Annotated in this window: 21 protein-coding genes and 1 pseudogene; 13 read left to right on the top strand and 9 right to left on the bottom strand. The window is 67.0% G+C overall.

Annotation, left to right across the window (positions count from 1 at the left end; translation table 11 throughout):
- Positions 1-11 precede the first annotated feature (11 nt).
- The 3 genes from D5041_RS06615 to D5041_RS06605 are packed head-to-tail and all read left to right on the top strand — an operon-like array spanning position 12 to position 3,785.
- Positions 12-1,037, top strand: a complete 1,026-nt coding sequence (locus D5041_RS06615; protein WP_265284148.1) for a microcin C ABC transporter permease YejB — start codon at positions 12-14, stop codon at positions 1,035-1,037.
- A 4-nt stretch (positions 1,038-1,041) separates the two neighbouring features.
- Positions 1,042-2,088 carry an ABC transporter permease gene (locus D5041_RS06610; RefSeq protein WP_010102838.1) on the top strand — a complete coding sequence of 349 codons (1,047 nt, stop codon included), beginning with the start codon at positions 1,042-1,044 and terminating at the stop codon, positions 2,086-2,088.
- Positions 2,089-2,117: 29 nt separating this feature from the next.
- Positions 2,118-3,785 carry an ABC transporter ATP-binding protein gene (locus D5041_RS06605; protein ID WP_407702247.1) on the top strand — a complete coding sequence of 556 codons (1,668 nt, stop codon included), beginning with the start codon at positions 2,118-2,120 and terminating at the stop codon, positions 3,783-3,785.
- 14 nt (positions 3,786-3,799) lie between these two features.
- Here the strand turns inward: D5041_RS06605 and D5041_RS06600 are convergent, their stop codons facing one another.
- A complete protein-coding gene (locus tag D5041_RS06600; RefSeq protein ID WP_265282612.1) occupies positions 3,800-5,239 on the bottom strand; it encodes a sensor histidine kinase in 1,440 nt (479 codons plus the stop codon).
- A 2-nt stretch (positions 5,240-5,241) separates the two neighbouring features.
- On the bottom strand, positions 5,242-5,916 hold the full coding sequence (locus D5041_RS06595) for a response regulator (RefSeq protein ID WP_010102832.1): 675 nt from the start codon (positions 5,914-5,916) through the stop codon (positions 5,242-5,244).
- 281 nt (positions 5,917-6,197) lie between these two features.
- On the opposite strand from D5041_RS06595, the gene D5041_RS06590 reads away from it, so the two are divergent.
- From D5041_RS06590 to tfpZ, 5 genes are all read left to right on the top strand, one after another.
- Entirely contained in the window at positions 6,198-6,977 is a 780-nt protein-coding gene (locus D5041_RS06590) for a Stp1/IreP family PP2C-type Ser/Thr phosphatase (protein WP_010102825.1), read from the top strand.
- A gap of 7 nt (positions 6,978-6,984) precedes the next feature.
- The gene (locus D5041_RS06585) at positions 6,985-7,623 is read left to right on the top strand and encodes an FHA domain-containing protein (protein ID WP_265284146.1); all 639 of its coding nucleotides are present in this window, start codon (positions 6,985-6,987) and stop codon (positions 7,621-7,623) included.
- A gap of 218 nt (positions 7,624-7,841) precedes the next feature.
- Entirely contained in the window at positions 7,842-8,357 is a 516-nt protein-coding gene (locus tag D5041_RS06580; protein WP_265284145.1) for a pilin, read from the top strand.
- An 88-nt stretch (positions 8,358-8,445) separates the two neighbouring features.
- Positions 8,446-10,140: a PglL family O-oligosaccharyltransferase gene (locus tag D5041_RS06575; protein ID WP_265284144.1), complete on the top strand. Its 1,695-nt coding sequence runs from the start codon at positions 8,446-8,448 to the stop codon at positions 10,138-10,140.
- Positions 10,137-10,904 carry a TfpX/TfpZ family type IV pilin accessory protein gene (gene tfpZ / locus D5041_RS06570; protein ID WP_265284143.1) on the top strand — a complete coding sequence of 256 codons (768 nt, stop codon included), beginning with the start codon at positions 10,137-10,139 and terminating at the stop codon, positions 10,902-10,904. The genes D5041_RS06575 and tfpZ overlap by 4 nt, the downstream gene beginning before the upstream one ends.
- A 34-nt stretch (positions 10,905-10,938) precedes the next feature.
- Here the strand turns inward: tfpZ and moaC are convergent, their stop codons facing one another.
- Complete coding sequence (gene moaC / locus D5041_RS06565; protein ID WP_010102819.1) at positions 10,939-11,430, bottom strand: cyclic pyranopterin monophosphate synthase MoaC; 492 nt, start codon at positions 11,428-11,430, stop codon at positions 10,939-10,941.
- A 167-nt stretch (positions 11,431-11,597) separates the two neighbouring features.
- Between moaC and D5041_RS06560 the strand changes: the two genes are divergently transcribed.
- Entirely contained in the window at positions 11,598-13,088 is a 1,491-nt protein-coding gene (locus tag D5041_RS06560; RefSeq protein ID WP_265284142.1) for a M48 family metalloprotease, read from the top strand.
- Here the strand turns inward: D5041_RS06560 and D5041_RS06555 are convergent.
- From D5041_RS06555 to D5041_RS06530, 6 genes are all read right to left on the bottom strand, one after another.
- Positions 13,056-13,409, bottom strand: a complete 354-nt coding sequence (locus D5041_RS06555) for a phage holin family protein (RefSeq protein ID WP_265257926.1) — start codon at positions 13,407-13,409, stop codon at positions 13,056-13,058. The genes D5041_RS06560 and D5041_RS06555 overlap by 33 nt on opposite strands.
- 25 nt (positions 13,410-13,434) lie before the next feature.
- Positions 13,435-14,190, bottom strand: coding sequence for a TerC family protein (locus tag D5041_RS06550; protein ID WP_010099694.1), 756 nt, complete (start codon positions 14,188-14,190; stop codon positions 13,435-13,437).
- Positions 14,191-14,572: 382 nt separating this feature from the next.
- On the bottom strand, positions 14,573-14,836 hold the full coding sequence (locus D5041_RS06545; RefSeq protein ID WP_265284141.1) for a hypothetical protein: 264 nt from the start codon (positions 14,834-14,836) through the stop codon (positions 14,573-14,575).
- Positions 14,833-16,746, bottom strand: a complete 1,914-nt coding sequence (feoB, locus tag D5041_RS06540) for a ferrous iron transporter B (RefSeq protein WP_040891508.1) — start codon at positions 16,744-16,746, stop codon at positions 14,833-14,835. The genes D5041_RS06545 and feoB overlap by 4 nt, the downstream gene beginning before the upstream one ends.
- Positions 16,743-17,087, bottom strand: coding sequence for a FeoA family protein (locus D5041_RS06535; RefSeq protein WP_265282669.1), 345 nt, complete (start codon positions 17,085-17,087; stop codon positions 16,743-16,745). Before D5041_RS06535 ends, feoB begins: the two co-directional genes overlap by 4 nt.
- Before the next feature lie 133 nt (positions 17,088-17,220).
- On the bottom strand, positions 17,221-18,771 hold the full coding sequence (locus D5041_RS06530; RefSeq protein ID WP_265284140.1) for a fumarate hydratase: 1,551 nt from the start codon (positions 18,769-18,771) through the stop codon (positions 17,221-17,223).
- Between the two features lie 133 nt (positions 18,772-18,904).
- Here D5041_RS06530 and fumC point away from each other — a divergent pair, with 133 nt between their 5' ends.
- The 4 genes and pseudogenes from fumC to D5041_RS06510 all read left to right on the top strand — a co-directional run bounded on the left by fumC (position 18,905) and on the right by D5041_RS06510 (position 23,787).
- Positions 18,905-20,317 carry a class II fumarate hydratase gene (gene fumC / locus D5041_RS06525; protein WP_407702233.1) on the top strand — a complete coding sequence of 471 codons (1,413 nt, stop codon included), beginning with the start codon at positions 18,905-18,907 and terminating at the stop codon, positions 20,315-20,317.
- Positions 20,318-20,468: 151 nt separating this feature from the next.
- Positions 20,469-21,386 (top strand): hydroxymethylglutaryl-CoA lyase, encoded by a 918-nt coding sequence (locus D5041_RS06520; RefSeq protein ID WP_265284139.1) that lies wholly within the window; start codon positions 20,469-20,471, stop codon positions 21,384-21,386.
- A 63-nt stretch (positions 21,387-21,449) separates the two neighbouring features.
- Positions 21,450-22,226, top strand: coding sequence for a hydroxyacylglutathione hydrolase (gene gloB / locus D5041_RS06515; protein ID WP_265257930.1), 777 nt, complete (start codon positions 21,450-21,452; stop codon positions 22,224-22,226).
- A pseudogene (locus D5041_RS06510) lies at positions 22,223-23,787 on the top strand (LysM peptidoglycan-binding domain-containing protein). The gene gloB and the pseudogene D5041_RS06510 overlap by 4 nt, the downstream one beginning before the upstream one ends.
- Positions 23,788-23,798 lie beyond the last annotated feature (11 nt).

Below are 23,798 nucleotides of genomic sequence, written 5' to 3'. Positions count from 1 at the left end.
CCACCGCTCCCATGCTCTCCTACATTGCGAAACGCCTGCTGCTCATACTGCCCACGCTGCTCGGCGTGCTGCTCGTGACCTTTGCGGTGATCCAATTCGTTCCCGGTGGCCCGGTGGAGCAGTACTTGGCCGAGGCGCGTCACGCTGCGGGCAGAGGCGGTGTGGAGGGCATGTCGTACCGCGGCGACCAAGGTGTGGACCCCCGGCGGCTCCAGCAAATCAAGGCGCTCTATGGCTTCGACAAACCCGCGCACGAACGCCTCCTGCAGATGCTCGGCCAGTTCGCACGCTTTGATCTGGGCCAGAGCTTTTTTCAGAACAAGGACGTGTGGAGCCTCATCAAGGAAAAGCTGCCGGTCTCCGTCAGCCTGGGGTTATGGAGCTTTTTCATCAGCTACCTGGTGGCCGTTCCGCTGGGTGTGGCCAAGGCGGTGCGCGCCGGATCGCGCTTTGACCTGGTGACCACGCTGCTGGTTCTGACGGGCTACGCGATCCCGGGCTTTGTGCTCGGGGTTGCGCTGCTGGTGATCTTTGGCGGGCAGTTGCAATGGTTCCCGCTGCGCGGCCTGACCTCGGCGCATTGGGACGATCTGAGCTGGGGCGCGCGCGTGGCAGATTACCTGTGGCACATCACGCTGCCCGTCACGGCCATGGTGCTGGGCAGTTTTGCCACGACGGCCATGCTGACCAAGAACGCCTTTCTGGAAGAGATCCGCAAGCAGTACGTGCTCACGGCCCGCGCCAAGGGTTTGTCCGAGCAGCAGGTGCTGTACCGGCATGTGTTTCGCAACGCGCTCATTCCCATCGTCACGGGCTTTCCGGCGGCCTTCATCGGCGCGTTCTTTACCGGATCGCTGCTCATAGAGACGCTGTTCTCGCTCGACGGCCTGGGCCTGCTGAGCTACGAAAGCGTGATCCGCCGCGACTACCCGGTGGTGCTGGGCACGCTGTATCTGTTTACGCTCATCGGGCTGCTGACCAAGCTGGTCAGCGACCTGTGCTATGTGTGGGTGGACCCGCGCGTAAAGTTTGATTGACCCGATGGGCACCGCTTCCTCCCCCCCTTCGCTCTCGCCCTCACGCCGTGCCTGGCTGCGCTTTCGGCGCAATCGGCTGGGCTACTGGAGCCTGCGGATCTTTGCCACCCTGGTGCTGATCAGCCTGTGCGCGGAACTGCTGTGCAACGACCGGCCACTGATCGTGCGCTACCAGGGGCAGACCTACTTTCCGATACTCCGCGACTACCCCGAAACGGCCTTTGGCGGGGACTTCGCGACGCCCACCGACTACCACGACCCCTTCATCAAACAGCGCCTGCGTGCGGACGGCAACTGGGCGCTGCGCACGCTCAACCCCTACGGGCCGGACACGCTGAACTACTTTTCCCGAGAGCCCAGCCCCTCGGCGCCCAACAGCGAGAACTGGCTGGGAACCGACGACCGGGGGCGCGACCTGCTCGCGCAGCTGCTCTACGGCTTTCGCATCAGCGTGCTGTTCGGTCTGGCGCTCACGGTCACGGGCGTGCTGCTGGGCGTGGTCACGGGCGCGATCCAGGGGTTTTTTGGCGGCCGGACAGACTTGGCGTTCCAGCGCTTCATCGAGATCTGGGGCTCCATGCCCGAGCTCTACCTGCTGATCATCTTCAGCGCCCTGTTTGCCCCCAGCGTCGCGCTGCTGCTCATCCTGCTGAGCCTGTTCGGCTGGATGGGCCTGTCCGACTACGTGCGCGCCGAGTTCCTGCGCAACCGCCAACTGGACTACGTGAAGGCCGCGCGCGCGCTGGGCGTGGGCAATGGCCAGATCATCTGGCGCCACATCCTGCCCAACAGCCTCACGCCCGTGGTCACTTTTCTGCCGTTTCGCATGAGCGCGGCGATTCTCGCGCTGACCTCGCTCGACTTCCTGGGCCTGGGCGTTCCGCCCGGAACACCGTCGCTGGGCGAGTTGCTCAGCCAGGGCAAGAACAACATCGACGCTTGGTGGATTTCGCTGTCCACCTTTGGCGTGCTGGTCGTCACGCTGCTGCTGCTGACCTTCATGGGCGACGCGCTGCGCGACGCGCTCGACCCGCGCCAGGCCGCGCAATGAGCGACGCTCCCGCTCGTCCCGGCGCCGACATGCCCTGCGCCCCGCCCCTGCTGGACGTGCGCAATCTCCGGGTCCGCTTTGGCTCCAAGGAAGTGGTGCGGGGCGTTGACCTGCGCATTGCCGCGGGCGAGAAGCTCGCTCTGGTGGGCGAGTCCGGTTCGGGAAAAACCATCACCGCGCTGAGCCTGCTGCGCCTGGCGGACGACGCCAACGTCAGCGGCCAGGCGCTGCTGCAGGGGCGCGGCGACCTGCTGGCCCTGTCCGAACGCCAGATGCGCGGCGTGCGCGGCGGCGACGTCGCCATGGTGTTCCAGGAGCCCATGACCGCGCTCAACCCCTTGATGGGCATCGGCAGGCAGATTGCCGAGGTCCTGCAACTCAAACAGGGCCTCACGGGCGCGCAATGCGCGCAGGCGGCCGTGGAGCTGCTGGCCCGCACCGGAATCTCCGAACCCGCGCGCTGCGCGAACAGCTACGCGCACCAGCTCAGCGGTGGCCAGCGCCAGCGCGCCATGATCGCCATGGCCCTGGCGAGCGCGCCCCGGCTGCTGCTCGCCGACGAGCCCACGAGCGCGCTCGACGTGACGCTGCGCGGCCAGATCCTCGACCTGCTCTCGGACCTGCAACGCAGCAGTGCCATGGCCGTGCTGCTCATCACGCACGACCTGAACCTGGTGCGCCGCTTCGCCGACCGCGTGGCCGTGATGGAGCAGGGCCTGCTGGTCGAGCAGGGGACGGTGGCCGACGTGTTTCGCGCGCCGCAGCACGCCTATACCCGCCGCCTGCTCGCCAGCCGGCCGCGCCGCGACGTCGTCGAGGTCGCCCCGCCAGCGGACACCGCCCCCGTGCTGCAGGTGCAGAACCTGCGCGTGGCCTACCCCACGCCGCGGCCCGGCCTGCGCGGCTGGTTCGGCAAGGCGGAATTCGTCTCGCTGCAGGGCGCCAGCCTGCGGCTGTTGCCGGGCCGCACGCTGGGTGTGGTGGGCGAGTCCGGGTCGGGCAAGTCCACGCTGGCGCAGGCCATCCTGGGCCTGCTGCCCTCTGCGGGCCAGTTGCAACTCGGTGGCCAGGCGTGGCAGCAGCCCGCGATGCACAACACACCGGCGAACCAGCGGCTGCGCCGCCTCGTGCAGGTGGTGTTTCAGGACCCGTACTCGTCCCTCTCGCCGCGCCTGACGGTGCAAGAAATCGTCGGCGAAGGGCTGAAGGTGCACGCGCCCGAACTCGACGCCGACCAGCGCCGCGCGCGCGTGCAGGCCGCGCTGGCCGAGGTGGGCCTGACCGAGGAGCAATACCCGCACCTGCTGGAGCGCTACCCGCACGCCTTCTCCGGCGGCCAGCGCCAGCGCCTGGCCGTGGCGCGCGCGCTCATCGTGCAGCCGCAGCTGCTGGTGCTCGACGAGCCCACCAGCGCGCTCGACGTGACCGTGCAGCAGCAGGTGCTGGGCCTGCTGCAGCGCCTGCAAAAGGAAAAGGGCCTGAGCTACCTGCTCATCACGCACGACGTGGAGGTCATCCGCGCCATGGCGCACGAGGTGCTGGTGCTCAAGGACGGCACGGTGCTCGAGAGCGGCAGCGTGACCGAGGTGCTCAACGCCCCCCGACACCCCTACACCCGGCGGCTCGTGGCCAGCGTGCTCAGCGCCGACGGCGCGTCCGACGCAGCGGCGCAGCTGTCCCCAAAAAATCCGGACTGACGCGCCCTCCCCGCTCAGCGACCCACCAGATCCCGGAGCGCAAAGCGCACGCTCAAGCGCGTGCCTGGCGGGTGCCGGCCGGGCCGGGCGTCTTCGAGTGCCACCCCGGCGCCGTGCCGGCGCGCGATCTCGCGCACGATGGACAGGCCCAGGCCCGAGCCGTCGGCGTCGTTGCCGAGCGCACGGTAGAAGGGCTGGAACACCAGCTCGCGTTCGGCCTCGGGAACGCCGGGGCCCGAGTCCTCGACCTGCAGCAGCACCTGACCCGGACTGTCGGCCAGCACGCGCGCCGTGACCACGCCGGGCCTGTCGGGAAGCGAGGGCGTGTAGATGATGGCGTTGTCGAGCAGGTTGCGCGCCAGTTCCTTGAGCAGGGTCGGATTGCCATCGAGCAGCACACCGGGCGTGCCGGGCGCGGCGCCGTCGTAGCCCAGGTCGATGTGCTTTTCGAGCGCGCGCGGGACCGCATCGTGCACCACCTCGATGACCAGGCGCGCCAGGTCGCAGGGCTGGCGCGCGACGCTGCTGCCTTCGGCGCGCGCCAGCGCCAGCAGTTGATTCACGGTGTGCGTGGCGCGAATGCTCGAGCGCCCGATCTGCTGCAGCGAGCGCTTGATCTCTTCGGTGCTGGTGCCCTCGCGCAGGGCCAGGTCGGCCTGCATGCGCAGGCCCGCGAGCGGCGTCTTGAGCTGGTGCGCGGCGTCGGCCAGAAAGCGCTTTTGCGTGGCCAGCGAATCGTTCAGGCGCGTGAGCAGGTCGTTCACCGACGCCACCAGCGGCGCCACCTCCAGCGGCACGGTGCGGTCGTCCAGCGGCGAGAGGTCGTCGGGCTTGCGCGCGCGGATGCGCTGCTCCAGTTGGTTCAGCGGCTCGATTCCGCGCGCCAGCGCGAGCCACACCAGCAGCACGGCGAGCGGCAGGATGACGAACTGCGGCAGCATCACGCCCTTGATGATCTCGGTGGCCAGCACGCTGCGCTTTTCGCGCGTCTCGGCCACCTGGACGAGCGCGCTGGGCGCGTCCGGCAGCGCCAGCCGCACCCGGATCCAGGCCACCCGGATGCCGACGCCGTGCATTTCGGCGTCACGCAACCGCACCTCGCCCGGCGTCGGGGCCTCGTCGCCAAGGGGCTCGGGCAGCCCGCGCTCGCCCGACAGAAACTCGCCGTCGGGGCCGACGACCTGGTAGTAAACGCTGTCCGAGCCGTCGGCGCGCAAAATCTCGCTCGCTGACCGGGGCAGGTCGAACTGCACCTTGCCGCCGACCACGCCGACGAACTCGGCCAGCGCCCGGGCGTTGTATTCCAGGGCGCGGTCAAACGGCTTGTTCGCCAGGCCCTGCGCCACCAGCCAGGTCAGCGCCAGGCTCACGGGCCACAGCAGCAGCAGCGGGGTGAGCATCCAGTCGAGGATCTCGCCGAACAGCGAGCGCTGCTCGCGCTGGAAGATCTTCAAACTTACCCCGACATTTTCTCGAGACAGTAGCCCAGGCCACGCACCGTGGCAATGTGGATCGACCCCCGCTCGATCTTCTTGCGCAGGCGGTGGATATACACCTCGATGGCGTTGTTGCTGACCTCCTCGCCCCACTCGCACAAACGCTCGACCAGTTGCTCCTTGCTCACGAGGCGGCCCGCGCGTTGGAGCAACACCTCGAGCAGCCCGAGTTCGCGCGCCGAGAGTTCGACCATCTTGCCGTCTATGGTGGCCACGCGCCCGGCCTGGTCGTACACCAGGGGGCCATGCCGGATGGTGCTGCTCGCACCGCCCATTCCGCGCCGCGTGAGGGCGCGCACGCGGGCCTCGAGCTCCTGCAGGCTGAACGGCTTGGCCATGTAATCGTCGGCGCCAAAGTCCAGCCCCTTGACGCGCGCCTCCACGCTATCGGCGGCGGTGAGGATGAGCACCGGCAGGGCCGAGCCCCGACTGCGCAATTTCTTGAGCAGTTCCAGCCCATGCATCCGGGGCAGACCCAGATCCAGGATCAGCAGGTCGAACCCGGTGTTCGTCAGCAGCGCAGCGTCGACCTCGCTGCCGCTGGCGAGGTGGTCCACCACGGCCCCCGAAGCGCGCAGCGTGCGCAACAGGCCATCGGCCAGAACCTGATCGTCTTCTGCAATGAGGATGCGCACGCGGCTGTCTCCTGGTGGGTGGCTGAGAATTGGGCAGCGCGGTTTCTGTTTCAGGCGCCGAATCGTGCATGCTTTCCAGGAAACTCGCAAGTGTCTCCGATGGGGCAACGCTGCGGCAGAAGGCTTATCGATCCCCCCCGGAGCAGTGGTCTATGATGCGCACCGCAAGCAGCAGCGCATGCACCGGCGGATTCTCAGGAAGCCGTGATCGGGTGCCCGCTGTGCGGGAAGCGGCAACCCTCCCGATTTTCAGGCGCCCGATGGCGCCCGCCCCAACATCCATGACCTACGAATTTTTCGCGCGGACCGACCAAGGCCGCGTGCGCCCGAACAATGAGGACGCGGTGGCCATCGACCACGGCACGCAGATCGCCATCCTGGCCGATGGCATGGGGGGCTACAACGCCGGAGAGGTCGCCAGCGCAATGGCCACGGACTTCATCCGGACCGAAATGGTCTGCTGGCTGACGCAGGCCGGAGCCAGCCCCCCATCCAGCGAGGTCCGCCAGGTGCTGGAGTGCTGCGTGGAGCGCGCCAACCATGCCATTTGGGACGCATCCCGCGCGACCCCCCGGTACGCGGGAATGGGCACCACGCTGGTGGTCGCCGTCTTTCACGGCAACCGGCTCACCCTGGGCCATATCGGAGACTCGCGCTGCTACCGGCTGCGCGCTGGCGCGCTGCAACAGATCACGCGCGATCACTCGTGGATCCAGGAGCAAATTGATGCGGGCCTGCTCACGCCCCGGCAGGCCACGTTCTCGACCCAGCGCAACCTGGTCACCCGGGCACTGGGGGTCGGGCCCAGCGCCATGATGGAGGTCAACGAATTCCAGGTGGCGCCCGACGACCTGTTTCTCCTGTGCACGGACGGGCTCACGGACATGGTGCCGGACGCCGACCTCGCGCACATGCTGCGCGCACCGCTGGCGCTGGAAGAGAAAACCGCGCGGCTCATCGATTCCGCGAATGCCCATGGCGGGCGTGACAACGTGAGCGTGCTGCTGGTGCAGGCAGGCAAGCGCCAGGGTCTTCACAACCACGCACCACACCCGGAGTGAATCCATCATGCCCAGAATGATTTTTTCAATCGACGGAAACGTCATCAAGGACGTACAACTGACCCAGACGCGGACCACGCTCGGCCGGCGCCCGTACAACGACATGGCGATCGACGACCTGGCCGTGAGCGGAGAGCATGCCGTGATCCACATGGTCGGCCGCGAGGTCCAGATCGAGGACCTGGGAAGCACCAACGGCACCTACGTGAACGCCAAGCCCGTGAAACGCCAGACGCTGCGCGATGGCGATACGCTGGAAGTGGGCCAGTACAAGATCCGCTTTCTGCAGGAGGCCAAAGACCAGAGCGGCGCCAGCCCGGCGCCCGCCGCACCGGCTTCGACGCCGATGTCCGCCATCATCCGGGTCCTGTCGGGGCGCGCGGCGGGGGGCGAGGTGTCCTTGCAGAAAGTGGTGACCACCATCGGCCAACCGGGCGTCGCCATCGCGGCCATCACCAAGCAGCCGCAGGACTTTGTGCTGACCCATATCGAAGGCCGGGACAGCCCGCTGCTCAACGGCGTCTCCGTCGGGCCAGCGCCCATCCCGCTCAAGCACGGTGACCGGCTGGAGTTGGCGGGAACCCAAATGCAGTTCGAACAAAGCGAAATGTCCGGGGCCGGTGCTGAGGGCGGGGGCGGGCGGTGAAATGACATTGCTGGGTGACAGGAATGTAGGTGCCGACAGGGAATGGCCCTCGGTCAATGCGTTTGGCTTACAGTTTGAAATAGCCTCCAGGCACCGGCCCCGCGGCGTCCCCCTGCGAGGAACACCGCCAAAGCACTTTCTCATTTGCCTGCATGCAGATGGCATGGCAATTGCTCGAATACGGTGTGATTGTTGCAATTCTACCCAGGAGTTTTTTCATGAAACGCGCTTCCCAAAAGGGTTTTACCCTGATCGAGCTGATGATCGTGGTCGCAATCATCGGCATTCTGGCCGCCGTGGCACTGCCGGCGTACCAAGACTACACCAAGCGTGCCAAGGTATCTGAAGCAATTTTGGCCGCTTCCTCCTGCCGCACCACCATTACCGAAGTCATTCAGACCGCTGCGTCAGGCGCGACAATTGCCGCCGATGCTTGGGGCTGTGAAGCCGGGGGGACAAGTGGCGTAACAAAATATGTAAAGTCTGTTAGTACCACTGAGGCAAAATTTGGCAAGACTGGTGGTGTCAATATCGTTGTGACGGTGCAAAATATCCCCGATGCGAACGGAACCCTCAGATTGGCTCCCTGCAATGCAAGTAATCAGCTAACTTTTACGGCTTGCACCCAACCTGCTATAGGCGCTAATGTGAACAGTTGGATCTGCGGCCCTGGAGCGACAACCCCTGTCCCCGCAAAATTCCTGCCAGGTTCGTGCCGCGCAGCAAACTCTTGAACACGATATGTCGTAACGTTTCTTGACACGCCGACTCATGTACTAATGGTGTCATTCCAAAAAGCGGCTCCGGCCGCTTTTTTTATTAATGCATGCATCTCTCCTCCACACCTTTGGTATTTTTGTTTTTGCCGGAGCGTGGTTGGTTCCAGACCACTACTCTCCATGGGCCAGTTTTCACGCCGAAGCCCTGGCGCTACTGGGCATCAGCTTGCTCGCCGCAGGCAAATTGGTCAGCCCGGGCATGCAAAAAGGTTTCGCCATCCCGCGGCTGACTTGGGGCTTGGTCATACTAGCCCTGTTGCCATGGATGCAGTGGTTTGTGGGAATATCCTTGTTTGCCGGGGACGCTGTCATCGTTTCTCTCTACCTGTGCGCTCTGGCCGTTGCCGTGGCACTTGGCTACGCCTGCGCACACGACGCAACGGATACTCAGCAGGGACTGGCCCCGGTTTTCCTCGTCATCTGTTTTGTCGCATTCGCTTCCGCAGCCATTGGCCTGCTGCAATGGATGGACCTGCAAGGCATGCTGGGAATATATGCTACGCAGACAGCCCTTGGAACCCGTGCCATGGGGAACCTGGGCCAACCCAACCAGTTGGCCAGTTTGCTTCTCATGGGCATTGCGGCGCTGGCCTGGACTTACGAGCGCAGACGCATTGGCCCGCTGGGCCTGGTTTGCGGCGTAGGATTCCTGTCCCTGGTCCTGATGCTCACACAATCGCGCGCAGGGATATTGAGCGCCATTGCCGCGGTACTGCTCTTCGCCTGGAAAAGCCGCAGCACGGCGCTGCGCATTCGTCCCGGACACGCAGCCGGCTGGCTTGTGTGCTTTCTGCTTGCCCTGCAATTGCTGCCTTGGGTGCATGCAGCGCTGTTGATGGACGAGGGGCGCAATCTGAGCCTGATCCGGGACAACGGGCGTTTCATTATCTGGAGGCAGGTATTTGGCGGCATCCTGGAGTCACCCTGGGTCGGATATGGATGGAATCAAACCCCCACGGCACAGGCACTCAGCCCCGTCGATCTGGCGCCAAGTTCGGCGCACTATACCTATACCAATGCCCACAACGCAGTGCTGGATCTGATGGCCTGGAATGGCATTCCCTTGGGCTTGGCGTTGGCCTTGGCTTGCATTTACTGGTTTTTTTCACGCACCAAGGCCATCAAGGAAGCCAATCCGCTGTATGCAATGCTTTGTCTACTCCCCATTGCCATCCACAGCTTGTTGGAATATCCATTTGCATATTCGTACTTTCTCCTGAGCGCGGGATTGATGATCGGGATCGTGGAGGCATCGTGGAGGAACTCCGCCCCTGTCACCATGCGGCGCGATATCTGCGGCGTCTTTCTCGGTGCATGGTTTGTCGTTGGTTGCTACGCAGCCTACGAGTACATACAGGTAGAACGGGATTTTCGCGTCGTGCGCTTCGAGAGTCTGCGGATTGGTAAGACCCCTGCAGAATACCGACCGCCAGACGGCATCTGGATGCTTTCGCATCTGAGCGCCATGCTCAAGGCCGCACGGCAGGAAGCCAAAAGAGACATGGCGCCGGACGAGATGCAGAACCTGCGCAAGGCTGCTCTGCGTTTTCCTTATGGAATGCTCGCATTGCGCTACGCACTTGCGCTGGGGCTCAATGGCCACCCGCAAGATGCGGAGCGGCAAATGCTGGCCATCCGGAGAATATATGGAAAGAACTATTACCAGGCAGCCGTGTCTGTCTTGCGAACCATGGAACGAGAGAAGTACCCTGAACTGCGGGAGGTAAAAACACCATGATGCACTGGAAACAATGGAAAGAACGCTTGCGTGCCAGCGGAATTCATTTCGGAATCAGCCTCGGCATGGCAGCCCTGGCAGCCCTGCTCGTGTTCGGGCTGTGGTATCCATACCCCTATCGTGAGATTTCCGGGGGCCGCGCGTTGTTTTTGCTGGTGGTGGCGGTGGACATCGTGATCGGTCCCTTGATCACGCTGACCATATTCAACCGTGCCAAGCCACGGCGCGAACTGCTCATGGATTTCACGGTGATTGGCGCCCTGCAATGCGCCGCACTCGGCTATGGCCTGTGGACGGTATTCGTGGCGCGTCCGGTGCATCTGGTGTTCGAGTATTCGCTGTTCCGCGTCGTGCATGCCGTCGATGTGGATCCGGCGCTCTTGGCGCAAGCCCCCGCCACGCTGCGGGAACTGCCGCTGACAGGCCCCAGCGCCATTTCGCTGCGCCCGTTCAGGAACGCGCAAGAACAGTTTGATTTGACGATGCAAGCATTGAACGGCGTGCCGCTGGCAGTGCGCAGTGAGCTCTGGCAGCCGTATGAGGCCGCCGCCGCAGAGATTGTCAAAGTCTCCAAACCGGCTGCAGATCTGAAAACGCGTTTCCCGGCCCATGCGTCTCAAATAGACGCTGCGGTGGCGGCGACAGGACGGCCCATCGAAAATCTGCGTTACCTCCCGTTGGTAGGCCGCCAAAAGGCCTGGACGGCGCTGATCGACCCTGCGAACGCCCGACCCATGGGCTTTTTTCCACTCGATTCCTTCTGACGGGGCTGTTGGATCAACAGGCGCCAGGACGAAACTAGGCCGGGGCGACAAAGCTACCCGACGCGCCCCCGTGCTTTTCCAGAACCCGCACATCATGTATCGACATCCCGCGGTCCACGGCCTTGCACATATCGTAGATGGTGAGCAGCGCCACCTGCACAGCGGTCAGCGCCTCCATCTCCACGCCGGTGGGACCCCTGGCCTCGACGGTTGCGGTACAGACTATGCCCGCAGCGTCCTGAAAACGCATATCCGCGGTTTCGAACCCGATCGCAACCCGGGTCAGCGCCAGGGGATGGCACAAGGGAATCAACTCACTGGTCTTTTTGGCCGCCTGGATTCCCGCAATGCGCGCGACGCCCAGCACGTCTCCCTTCTTGGCCGTACCGGCCTCGATCAGCGCCAAGGTGGCGGGCAGCATCCCGATGCGCCCGCTGGCGATGGCAATGCGGTGGCTACAGGCTTTGGCGCCAACGTCGACCATGTGGGCTTGGCCACCGGCGTCAAAATGCGTGAGTGGTGACATGGTTCCTTTGACCCTGTTTGGCAAACGCTTGAATCGAATGGGGAACTCCCCTGCGGCAAGGCATCATACGGCCCATGAGGAATCATCGACGCATACTCGGCGCTGTCAAACAGTGGCTCCCTGGCCGCAGCACAAAGCAGGAGGAAAAAGCACCGCATGCGCCCGCCATGCGGGTGTTGTCAGCCACTGTTTTGATCGCCCTCGCAGCCTTGTCTTGCACTTCCGTCCTGGCCCAGTCCCCACTGCCCACCCTGGGCGACGGCAGCGAACTCACGGCCAGTGCCGAACGCCGCCTGGGCGAGCGCATCGTCCGTGCGCTTTACCGGGACCCGGAGCATATTGACGACCCGGTGCTCGCGGACTATGTGCAGGGCATTTTGCAAGCGCTGCTGGGTGCGGCCCGGGCGGGGGGGACGCTTTCGCCGGAAATCGATGAACGCTTTGCCTGGGACATCCTGCTGAGCCGCGACCGGACGGTGAACGCCTTTGCGCTGCCCGGCGGCTACCTGGGTGTGCATCTGGGTTTGATCGGCCTGACCAGCACGCGCGACGAACTGGCCTCAGTGCTGGCGCACGAGTTGAGCCACATCACGCAGCGCCATATCTCGCGCCTGATCACCGACCAGGACCGGCAGACGCCGCTGCTGCTGGGCGCCATGCTGCTGGGCGCGCTGGCCGCGAGCAAGAACCCCGCTGCGACCCAGGCCCTGGTGGTGGGCGGCCAGGCGCTGGTGTTGCAGAACCAGCTCAACTTCTCGCGCACCATGGAGCGCGAGGCCGACCGCATGGGCTATGGCCTGATGGCCCCGGCGGGCTTTGCGCCCCAGGGCTTCGTCGGCATGTTCGACAAGCTGCAGCAGGCGAACCGGCTCAACGACAATGGCTCCTGGCCCTATCTGCGCAGCCATCCGCTGACCACCGAGCGCATCGCGGACATGCAGGCACGCATTCCCCCGGGGCAGGCGACCGCGCAGCCACCCACGCTGGAACACACCCTGATTGCGGCACGGGCCCGGGTGCTCGCAAGCCCCGGGGTGGATGCCTTGCGCCAATGGATCGCCGAGCCGCAGGCGACGGGATTCGCCAGCCAGCCGGTTCCCCGCCGCGCGGCGGCGCTGTACGCGGCCGCCCTGGCGAGCAACCAGCTGCGCGATGCCGCGGGCGCACGCGCTGCGGCCCGGGCGCTGGACGATTTGCTGCGCGATGAGCCGGCCGCCCGGAGGCTGGGGCGTTTGTTGAACGCAGAGATCGAACTCGCGGCGGGCGACGCCGACGCCGCGCTCGCGGCCCTGCCCGAGGGGAGCGCTCGCCGGCCGGAACTGCTGCTGCGCATGCAGGCGTTGCTGCACGCCGGCCGTCCCGGCGAGGGCACGGCGGCGCTGCAAACATGGATCGTCGCGCACCCCGGGGACGCCAGCGCGTGGCAATTGCTGGCCTCGGCCTGGCAGGCCCTGGGGCAGCCCCTGCGCGCGGTGCGCGCCGAGGCCGAGGCGCACGCTGCGCGCTGCGACTATGGCGCCGCACTGGACCGGTTTCGCGCCGGTCAGGACCTGGCGCGCCGCAGCACGGCAGCGGCGGACCATATCGAGGCGTCGATCATCGACACCCGGCTGCGCGCCATGGAATCACTTCTGCGCGAACAAGCGGCCGAGCGCTGAGTCGATGAGCACCCCCAGCAGCGAATAGATCAGCGAACCCAGCAGCGCCGCGCCAAAGCCCGTGACGCGAAAACTGTCGAGCACGCCGGCCGCAGCCCAGAACATCAGCGCGTTGATGACGAACAGGAACAGGCCCAGGGTGACGAAGGTGACCGGCAGCGTCAGCAGCACGAGCACCGGCCGCAGCACTGCGTTGAACAGGCCGATGGTGAAGGCCGCGATCAGCGCAGCGGAAAAGCTCCTGACTTCCACGCCGCTGTAAACCGAGGTCACGAACAGCAGCGCTGCGGCGCAGAGCAGCCATTTCAAAAAGAGTTTCATGGCCAGGGCAGGCCGCGCGCGCGGGTCAGTGGCCGTCCGCCGCAGACTCGGCGCCCGCGCGGCGCGCAAGAATGATCTTGCCGGCGAGCAGCACGAGCAGGGCGCCCGCGACGCTCGCGCCGTACTTGATCGGGCTGCTCACCGCGCCGCTCGCGCCATTGAGCGGCAGCTTCAGCATCCATTGCCATTTGCCAGGGTCGGTCAATACGGGGTCGGTGACGAGCATGTCGCCCGCAATCCAGCCCAGCAGCATGCCGCCCAGCGTGATGATCATCGGAAAGCGCTCCATGAGCCGAATGACCAGCTGGCTGCCCCAGACGATGATGGGGATCGAGATCAACAGGCCGAGCACGACCAGCAGGAACGAGTGCTCGCCCGCGCTCTGCGCCGCGCCGGCGATGGCGATCACGTTGTCCACGCTCATCACCAAGTCGGCCACGATGATGGTCTTGATCGCCGCCAGCAGCTTGTCGCTGCCCTGGACGTCGCCATGGCCTTCCTCGTCGGGGGCCAGCAGCTTGACGCCGATCCACAGCAGCAGCAGCGCGCCCACGACCTTGAGGAACGGCAGCGCCAGCAGGGTCACGGCGAAGGCGACCAGAATCACGCGCAGCACGATGGCCCCGGCCGTCCCCCAGAGGATTCCCCGGGTTCTCTGCGCCGGGGCCAGCCTGCGGCAGGCCAGGGCGATGACCACGGCGTTGTCTCCCCCCAACAGAATGTCGATGAGAATGATCTTGCCGAGTGCGATCCAGAAGTCGTGCGAAACCAGAAAGTCCATAAATTCCTCGATGTCAGTGCGCGCGAAAGGGAGGGCCTGCGGCCGGGGAATCAGGACTGCCCACCCTGCCGGAGGGTGTGAGCCCAAGCGAAGGAAGAGATGGCCCCGATCGGCCCGCAGCGGGCCCATCAAAGGTCTTGCCCGGTTCGGCGCCTGAACGGTCTGCCAAACCCGGACCGCCGGAAGCGACACTGCGCTTCGGATTGATGACGATTCCGATGCCCTGCACCACAGCCGCCGGAGGCGGGCCGGAGCGCAAATCAGGAACTACTCCCCTCCGAATGCGCGATTGGAACATCGCCAGCGCGCGCACGCAAGCCGCAACGGCGGCAAATTTGTCCCGGTGGAGGCGGCGAGCGGACAGAAGAAAGGGAGGGGGCGCTCAAGAGCGCCGACCGCTCTGCCCCGGCATGGACATCGGCTGCGCCTGCGCAGCAGCCGCTGCCGGCGTTTGGGCGGCGTCCGCAGCGCCCGACGTGGAACAACCCGCGCAGCGGCTGCAGCCACCGCCGCAACCCGGGGCCTCCTGCGCCATCGCGGGGTGCACCCGTTGCAGCCACCGGCGCAGGCGGGCGGGCATCCAGCGCCACAGCACATACGCAGCCGCCAGGGCCACGATCAGCGCGCTGATCCATTGCTGCGTCATGCGCCGCCTCCCAGCGCCAGGGCGACGCGGTACGTGACGTAGCTGGCGCCGTAGGCGAGCACGAACAAATAGCCCGTCATGAGCAGCGGATAGCGCCAGCTATTCGTCTCGCGCCGCACGGCGGCGATGGTGGAGATGCACTGCGGCGCGAACACGTACCACGCCATGAGCGACAAGGCCGTCGCGAGGGACCAGGATCCGGTGATCAGCGCCTCCAACTGCTTGGCCGCCTCGTCCCCCGTGGCGGACAGCGCGTACACCGTCCCCAGGGCGCTGACTGCAACCTCGCGCGCGGCCATGCCGGGAATCAGCGCGATGGCGATCTGCCAGTTGAAGCCGATGGGGGCCACGATCGGCTCCAGCCACCGACCCAACTGGCCCGCGTAGCTGTAGGTGATGGCCGCCTGCTGCGCCCCCGGCGGCGCTGCGGGGTAGGTGGACAGGAACCACAGCAGCACGGTGATGGCCAAAATGATGCCCCCCACCCGCCCGATGAAAATCATCGCCCGCTCGTACAGGCCAAACGCCAGGTTGCGCAGGCTGGGCCAGCGGTACGCGGGCAGTTCCATCATCAGCGGCGCGGCCCGCGTGTCGCTGCGCGCCAGCTGGGTCACCGCGGCCGCCGCCATGGCGCTGGCGATGCCCACGAGGTACAGGCTGAAAAGCACCACCCCCTGGAGGTTGAAGACGCCCGCCAGCGTGCGCTCGGGGATGAAGGCGGCGATCAGCAGGGCGTACACCGGCAGGCGCGCGGAGCAGGTCATGAGCGGGGCGATCATGATGGTCACCAGCCGTTCGCGCCACTGGGTGATGGAGCGCGTCGCCATCACCCCCGGAACGGCGCAGGCAAAGCTCGACAGCAGCGGGATGAACGAGCGCCCGGACAGGCCCACCGTGCCCATCACGCGGTCCAGCAGGAACGCGGCCCGCGGCAGGTAGCCCGAATCCTCCAGCGCCAGGATGAACAGGAACAGGAACAGGATCTGCGGCAGGAACACCAGCACGCTGCCCGCGCCGGCCAGAACGCCGTCGGTGAGCAGGCTGCGCAGGGGGCCGTCGCCCATGCCTGCGTTCACCTGCTCGGTGAGCCAGGCCATTCCCGCTTCGATCCAGGACTTGGGCAATTCGGACCAGCTGAAAACCGCCTGGAACATCAGAAACAGCGTGGCCGCGAGGACCAGCAGACCCCAGACGGGGTGCAGCAGCAGCGCGTCGATGCGGTCGTCCATGCGCAGACCGCGCGCCGGCACGCGCACCGCGAGGCCCATGATCCGCCGCACCTGCTCGTGGGTGCGGATGACCTCGGCCTGCGTCTCCAACCCGTCCGCATCCGGCGCCGGGAGCGCCGCCACGGGCGCTTGCACGGAGCGCTGCGGCGACGGCATGGTCTCCAGCCACTGCAGCAGTTCCCTGGCGCCGTCGCCGCGCACCCCCACGGTGGCCAGCACGGGCAGGCCGAGTTCGCGCTCGAGCACCGCGCGGTCTATGGCGATGCCCTGGTGCTCGGCCAGATCCATCATGTTGAGCACCAGCACCATGGGCAGGCCCAGGGCGCGCACCTCGAGCACCAGGCGCAGGTTCAGGCGCAGGTTGGTCGCGTCCGTGACGCAGACCAGCACGTCGGGCGCGGGCTCTCCGGTCCGCGCGCCGCGCACGATGTCACGGGTGATGGCCTCGTCCAGGCTGCGCGCATGCAGGCTGTAGGCACCCGGCAGATCCAGCACCCGCACGCGCCGGCCGGAGGCGGTCTGCAACAGGCCCTCCTTGCGCTCCACGGTCACGCCCGCGTAGTTGGCCACCTTCTGGCGCGCGCCGGTGAGCAGGTTGAACAGCGCGGTTTTGCCGCAGTTCGGGGTGCCCAGCAGCGCAATGCGCAGGGGCGGCGTGGCAAGGGTCTGTGTGCTCATCATGCCTCCCGGCCGGAAGTCTGCGGCGGCTGCGCCGCCAAGTCCTGCGGGCCCTGCAAGCGCACCTGCACCATGGACGCTTCCCTGCGCCGCAGGGCAAAAGTGCTCTGCCCCACGCGCACCGCGATGGGGTCTGCCCCCACCCCGCCGCGCGCGAGTACGCGCACCGCCTCACCCGGCAGAAAACCGATTTCCAGCAAGCGCAAGAGAACGCCCTGCTCCAGCGCGTCGCTGGCCGGCAGCAGTCCCGTGACCACCGCCTGGGCGTGCAGGGGCAGGGAATCGAGCCCTGCGCGGGCAGGTCCGGCGCCGGAATGCGGCAACGCTGCGGCGTCAATGTTCATGGTCTTCATGCTGCCCCGCCTTGATACTACAAACAATAGCGATTCGTATTCTAGCAACTCCTGCGGAGCAAACCCGCCTGCGCGCCCCGACAGGCCCGTCGCGCCGCAGTTGCCCGTCGTGCATCCGGCTGTCTCAGCAAACCCCGATGCCCTTGAACGCCCCCGTGGCGATGCGCTTTTGCCATTCGGCAGGGCCGGTGCTGTGGACGCTGGTTCCGTCGCAGTCCACGGCCACGGTCACGGGCATGTCGACCACGTCGAACTCGTAGATGGCTTCCATTCCCAGGTCTTCAAAGCCCACGACCCTGGCGCTCTTGATGGCCTTGCTCACCAGGTAGGCCGCGCCGCCCACGGCCATGAGGTAGGCGCTCTTGTGCTGCTTTATGGCCGCGATCGCCACCGGGCCGCGCTCGGCCTTGCCGATCATGGCGATCAGGCCGGTCCTTGCGAGCATCATGTCGGTGAACTTGTCCATGCGCGTGGCGGTCGTGGGGCCGGCGGGGCCCACGGCCTCGCCCCTGACGGGGTCCACGGGGCCCACGTAGTAGATGACGCGGCCGCTGAAGTCCACGGGCAGCTTCTCGCCCCGGGCAAGCAGGTCCTGGATGCGCTTGTGCGCGGCATCGCGGCCCGTGAGCATCTTGCCGCTGAGCAACAGGGTGTCGCCGGGCTTCCAACGGGCCACTTCTTGCTTGGTCAGGGTGTCGAGGTCGACCCTGCGGCTCTTCTCGCAGTCCGGCGCCCAGCCCACGTCGGGCCACAGGTCCAGGCTCGGGGGCGGGAGGTACACGGGGCCCGATCCATCGAGAACGAAATGCGCATGGCGCGTGGCTGCGCAGTTGGGGATCAGCGCGATCGGCTTGCTCGCCGCGTGCGTGGGGTACATCCTGATCTTCACGTCCAGCACCGTGGTCAGGCCCCCCAGTCCCTGCGCGCCAATGCCCAGGGCGTTGACCTTGTGAAACAGTTCCAGGCGCAGTTCTTCGACCTTGTCGAGTTGGGCGCCCGCGGCGGCCCTGGCCTGCAATGCGTACATGTCCAGATCGTCCATCAGGCTTTCCTTGGCCATCAGCACGGCCTTTTCCGCCGTGCCGCCGATGCCGATGCCCAGCATGCCGGGGGGGCACCAGCCGGCGCCCATGGTGGGCACGGTCCTGAGCACCCAGTCCACCACGTCGTCGCTGGGGTCGAGCATCTGCATCTTGGCCTTGTTCTCCGAACCACCGCCCTTGGCTGCGACGGTGATTTCCACAGTGCCGCCGGGAACGATCTCGGTGAAGATCACGGCGGGGGTGTTGTCCCGGGTGTTCCTGCGCTCGAACTGGGGGTCGGCGACCACGCTCGCGCGCAGGCCGTTGTCCGGGTGCTTGTAGCCACGGCGCACGCCTTCGTTGATGGCCTCGTCCAGGCCTGCCGTGAAGCCCTCCCAGCGCACGTCCATGCCGACCTTCAGGAAGACGTTGACGATTCCGGTGTCCTGGCACATGGGGCGCCGGCCGATGGCGCTGAGCCGGCTGTTGGTCAGGATCTGCGCCATCGCGTCCTTGGCCGCAGGGCTTTGCTCGTGCGCATAGGCGCGGGCCAGGTGGGCGATGTAGTCGCCGGGGTGGTAGTAGCTGATGAACTGCAGCGCGCCGGCGATGGATTCGATCAGGTCTTCCTGGCGGATGGTCGTGGTGGTCATGGCGGGTGGGGGAATCGCGGGTCGCGAATTATCCCCTGCGCGCCGGCGCGGTTCTGTCCGGATGGCGTTGCACGCTGGCGCCGCGCGGGTATGCTGCGCCCTGGTGTTCTGCCCCGCAAAAAGCGACCCGACCATGATGACATCCCGACCCGACGCGACCGCATCCCGCACCGAAAAAGACAGCTTCGGTCCGATCGATGTTCCCGCCCAGCGCCTGTGGGGCGCGCAGACGCAGCGCTCGCTGCAGCACTTTGCGATCTCCGGGGAACGCATGGCGCCCGAGATGATCCGGGCGCTGGCCCAGGTCAAGCGCGCCAGCGCCACGGTGAACCACGCGCTGGGCCTGCTGGACGCGGCCAAGACCCGGGCCATCGTCGCTGCCGCGGACGAGGTGATCGCAGGCGGCCACCTGCAGGAGTTTCCGCTCGTGGTCTGGCAGACCGGGTCGGGAACGCAGACGAACATGAACATGAACGAGGTGCTCGCCAACCGCGCCAGCGAGTTGCTGGGCGGCGCGCGCGGCATGGCGCGGCTGGTGCACCCCAACGACGAGGTGAACCAGAGCCAGTCGAGCAACGACGTCTTTCCCACGGCCATGCACCTGGCCGCCGTGGACGCGCTCACGCACCGCCTGCTGCCCGCCCTGCATGGCCTGCACGCGACCCTGGCCGCCAAGGCGCAGGCGTTCGCGGGCACCGTGAAGATCGGCCGCACGCACCTGCAGGACGCGACCCCGCTCACGCTGGGGCAGGAGATATCGGGCTGGGCCGCGCAGCTGCAGCATGGCGCGCAGCATTTGCGCGCCGCGCTCGCGCACCTGTGCGAGCTGGCCCTGGGCGGCACCGCCGTGGGCACCGGGCTGAACGCGCCCACGGGCTACGCGCAGGCCGTCGCGCAGGAACTGGCCGGGCGCACGGGCCTGCCGCTGGTGACTGCGCCAAACAAGTTCGAAGCCCTGGCCGCCTGCGATGCGCTGGTGCACGCGCACGGCGCGCTCAAGACGCTGGCCGCGGGCCTCATGAAGATCGCCAACGACGTGCGCTGGCTGGCCAGCGGGCCGCGCAGCGGCCTGGGCGAGATCACGATTCCCGAAAATGAGCCGGGCTCGTCGATCATGCCCGGCAAGGTCAACCCCACGCAGTGCGAGGCGCTCACCATGCTCTGCGCCCAGGTGCTGGGAAACGACGTGGCGATCAACATCGGGGGCGCGTCGGGCAACTTCGAGCTCAACGTGTTCCGCCCCATGATCATCCACAACTTCCTGCAGAGCGTGCGCCTGCTGGCCGACGGCATGCGCAGCTTCGACGCGCATTGCGCCGTGGGCATAGCGCCCGACCAGGCCCGCATCGACGAACTGCTGGAGCGCTCGCTGATGCTGGTGACGGCGCTCAACCCCCACATCGGCTACGACAAGGCCGCGCAGATCGCGAAAAAAGCGCACGCCGAAGGCAGCACCCTGCGCGCCGCAGCCGTGGCCTCGGGACACGTCACGGGCGAGCAGTTCGACCAGTGGGTCGTTCCCGCGCAGATGGTCGGGCGCGGGTGAAGTCTTTGCACGGCGCTTTCGCGGGACTGCTGACGGACTTGTTTGGCAAGCAGGACACCGACGAAGGCGGATTCCTTCGGCTATTGCGCCTCGGCTCGCATGGCGCGCTCTTCAACTGCATCCGTCCCCCACCCACTCCGGCAAGCACACCATGCGCATTCCAAGCAAAGTCAAACTCGTCGACGTCGGCCCGCGCGACGGTCTGCAGAACGAGGCCGCCCCCGTTCCCGCCGAAGTCAAGATCGCCCTGGTGCAGCGCCTGCAGGACGCGGGGCTCCAGGGCATCGAGGTCACGAGCTACGTGTCGCCCAAATGGGTGCCGCAAATGGCCGACAGGCACGTGGTGATGGCGGGCATCGCGCGCCGCGAGGGCGTCGTCTACTCGGTGCTGACGCCCAACCTCCAGGGCTTCGAGGCCGCGCTGCCCGACCGGCCCGACGAGGTCGTGGTCTTTGGCTCGGCCAGCGAGTCCTTCAGCCGCAAGAACATCAATTGCAGCATCGCCGAGAGCATCGAGCGCTTTGCGCCGGTGGTCGAGGCCGCGCGCGCCGCGGGAATCCCCGTGCGCGGCGCGATGAGCTGCGCCCTGGGCTGCCCCTGGGAGGGCGAGATCGCGCCCGGGCGCGTGGCGTACCTGGCGGGGCTGATGAAGCAGATCGGCGTGCAGCACGTGGGCGTGGCCGACACCATCGGCGTGGGCACGCCGCGCCAAGTGCAGCGCGCCATCGAGGCCGCGCTGCAGCACTACGGAATCGACGCGGTCTCGGGCCATTTTCACGACACCTACGGCCAGGCGCTGGCGAACACGCTGGCCGCGCTCGAGGTCGGCGTGTGGCAGTACGACACCGCGGTCGCCGGCCTGGGCGGCTGCCCCTATGCGCGGGGCGCCACGGGCAACGTGGCCACGGAAGACGTGGTGTACATGCTGCACGGCATGGGCATCGCGACGGGAATCGACCTCGACAGGCTCGTTGACGCGGGCGCGTACATCAGCGGCTTTCTGGGCCGCAAGCCCCATTCCCGCGCAGCGAATGCGCTGCTCGCCAGGCGCGCGCAGCAGCCGGCCTGACATGCGCAGCGCGGCGCTTGCGGCCAGGACGCCCAATGCGGATGCCGCATAATTCGGGCGCCCATGCATCTGCTGCCACTGCCCGCCTTTGCCGACAACTACATCTGGATGCTGCACGATGGTCGCCAGGCGCTCGCCGTGGACCCGGGCGACGCCGCACCCGTGGCGCAGACACTGGAGCGCCTGGGTTTGCAGTTGCAGGCCCTGCTGATCACGCACCACCACGCCGACCATGTCGGCGGGGTCGATGCCCTGCGCGCCGCCACGGGGGCCGTCGTCCATGGTCCGGCGCGCGAGCGCATTGCGCCCCCCCTGGAACGCCTGGCGCAGGGGGACACGGCGCACGCCCTGGGCCTGCGCTTTGCGGTCATCGACGTGCCCGGCCATACCGCGGGCCATATTGCCTACTACTGCCCGCAGGTGGACGCTGCGCCGCTGCTGTTTTGCGGCGACACCCTGTTCTCCGGCGGCTGCGGGCGGCTGTTCGAAGGAACGCCCGCGCAGATGCTCGATTCGCTGGACCGGCTGGCCGCCCTGCCCGGAGACACCCGGGTGTGCTGCACGCACGAATACACGCTGGCGAACCTGAAGTTCGCGTGCGCCGTGGAACCCGGCAACGCCGCGCTGCTCGACTACAGCCGCCATTGCGCGGCCCTGCGGGCGCAGCACCAGCCCACGCTGCCGTCGTGCATCGCCCTGGAGCGCGAGATCAACCCTTTCCTGCGCGTGCGCCAGGCCGCAGTTGCCCAGGCGGTGCAGGGCTACGACGCGCGCGTGCAGCGGGACGACGCGGTGGCGGTATTCGCCGCGCTGCGGGAATGGAAAAACGATTTCCGATGAAAAGCAAACTCTTGTACGGCGCCTGCCTCGCAGGCCTTCTCTTGCTCGCGGGCTGCGCCACCACGGAGCCGCAGGAGCGCATTGCCAGCGGCGGTGATCCGTCGGCCCCGGGGGCAGCGTCGGCGCGCGGGCCGCAGAACCTTCTGCGGCCCGGGCATGCATCCGCCATCCCCGACGGGCCGCTGAAACCCATCGCCGCAGCCCGCGCGGTCAGCGGCGAGGTCGCTTCGCTGTCCGCCCCCGCGGACCTGTGGGAACGCATCCGCCGCGGCTTTGCCATGCCCGAGTTGCACCACCCGCTGGTGCAGGACCGCGAACAGTGGTACGCCACGCGCCCGGACTACATGCAGCGCATGACCGAGCGCTCGGGCAAGTACCTGTTCCATATCGTCGAAGAGCTCGAGCGCCGCGGCATGCCCACCGAGTTGGCGCTGCTGCCGTACATCGAGAGCGCGTTCAACCCCCAGGCCATCTCGAGTGCCAAAGCCGTCGGCATGTGGCAGTTCATGCCGGCCACCGGCAGCTATTTCGACCTCAAGCAAAACGCTTTCCGCGACGACCGCCGCGACGTGCTCGCGTCAACGCGCGCCGCGCTGGACTACCTGCAAAAGCTCTACGGAATGTTCGGCGACTGGCACCTGGCCCTGGCCGCGTACAACTGGGGCGAGGGCAGCGTCGGCCGCGCCATCGCGCGCAACCAGAAGCTGGGCCTGGGCAGCGGCTACGCCGACCTGAGCATGCCCGCGGAAACGCGCATGTACGTGCCCAAGCTCCAGGCCGTGAAGAACATCGTGGCCAACCCCGAGGCGTTCGCGACCGAGTTGCCGCCCATCGGGAACCACCCCTACTTCCAGACGGTGGACATCACGCACGACATCGACGTGGCCCTGGTGGCCACGTTGGCCGGGGTGCGCGAGGAGGATTTTCGTGCGCTCAACCCGTCGTTCAAGCGCCCGGTGATCCTCGCCGCAGGCACGCCGCAGATCCTCCTGCCCTGGGACAACGCGAAGGTGTTCCAGCGCAATCTGCAAGCCCACAGCGACGGCCAGTACGCGAGTTGGACGGTGTGGTCCGTTCCCGCGACGATGAGCGTGGCCGAAGCCGCGCAGCGGGCGGGAATGAGCGAGCGCGACCTGCGCAGCGTGAACGACATCCCGCAGCGCATGCTGATCAAGGCGGGCTCGGCGCTCATGGTCCCGCGCTTGGCGAGCGGGCAGGACGTGTCCTTGCACCTGGCAGACAACGGCCAGATCGCCCTGACCCCGGAGATCGTCACGCGCCGCACCACGGTGCGCGCCGGCAAGGGCGAGACCGTTGCCGGCATCGCGCGGCGCTACGCGCTGAGCGCCGCGAACGTGGCCAACTGGAACGGCATGCGCGCGAGCGCCGCGCTCAAGGCGGGGCAGTCGGTGGTGCTGTACCTGCCGGTGCGCAGCGCGCAGGCCGGCAGCGCGTCCCGAACCAGCACCGGCAAGCGCAAGGCGGCCGCGGCGCCCGCGCGGCGCGGCGGGGGGCGCCCGCGCAGCGCGGCGGAACGCCCGCCAAGGTGAAGCGCCGCTGAGCCTGCGTCAC

Source organism: Verminephrobacter aporrectodeae subsp. tuberculatae (assembly GCF_026127385.1).
GTDB classification, from domain to species: Bacteria; Pseudomonadota; Gammaproteobacteria; order Burkholderiales; family Burkholderiaceae_C; genus Acidovorax; species Acidovorax aporrectodeae.
The sequence above is the reverse complement of the archived record's forward strand: the minus strand, read 5'-3'. Positions and strand labels throughout refer to the sequence as shown.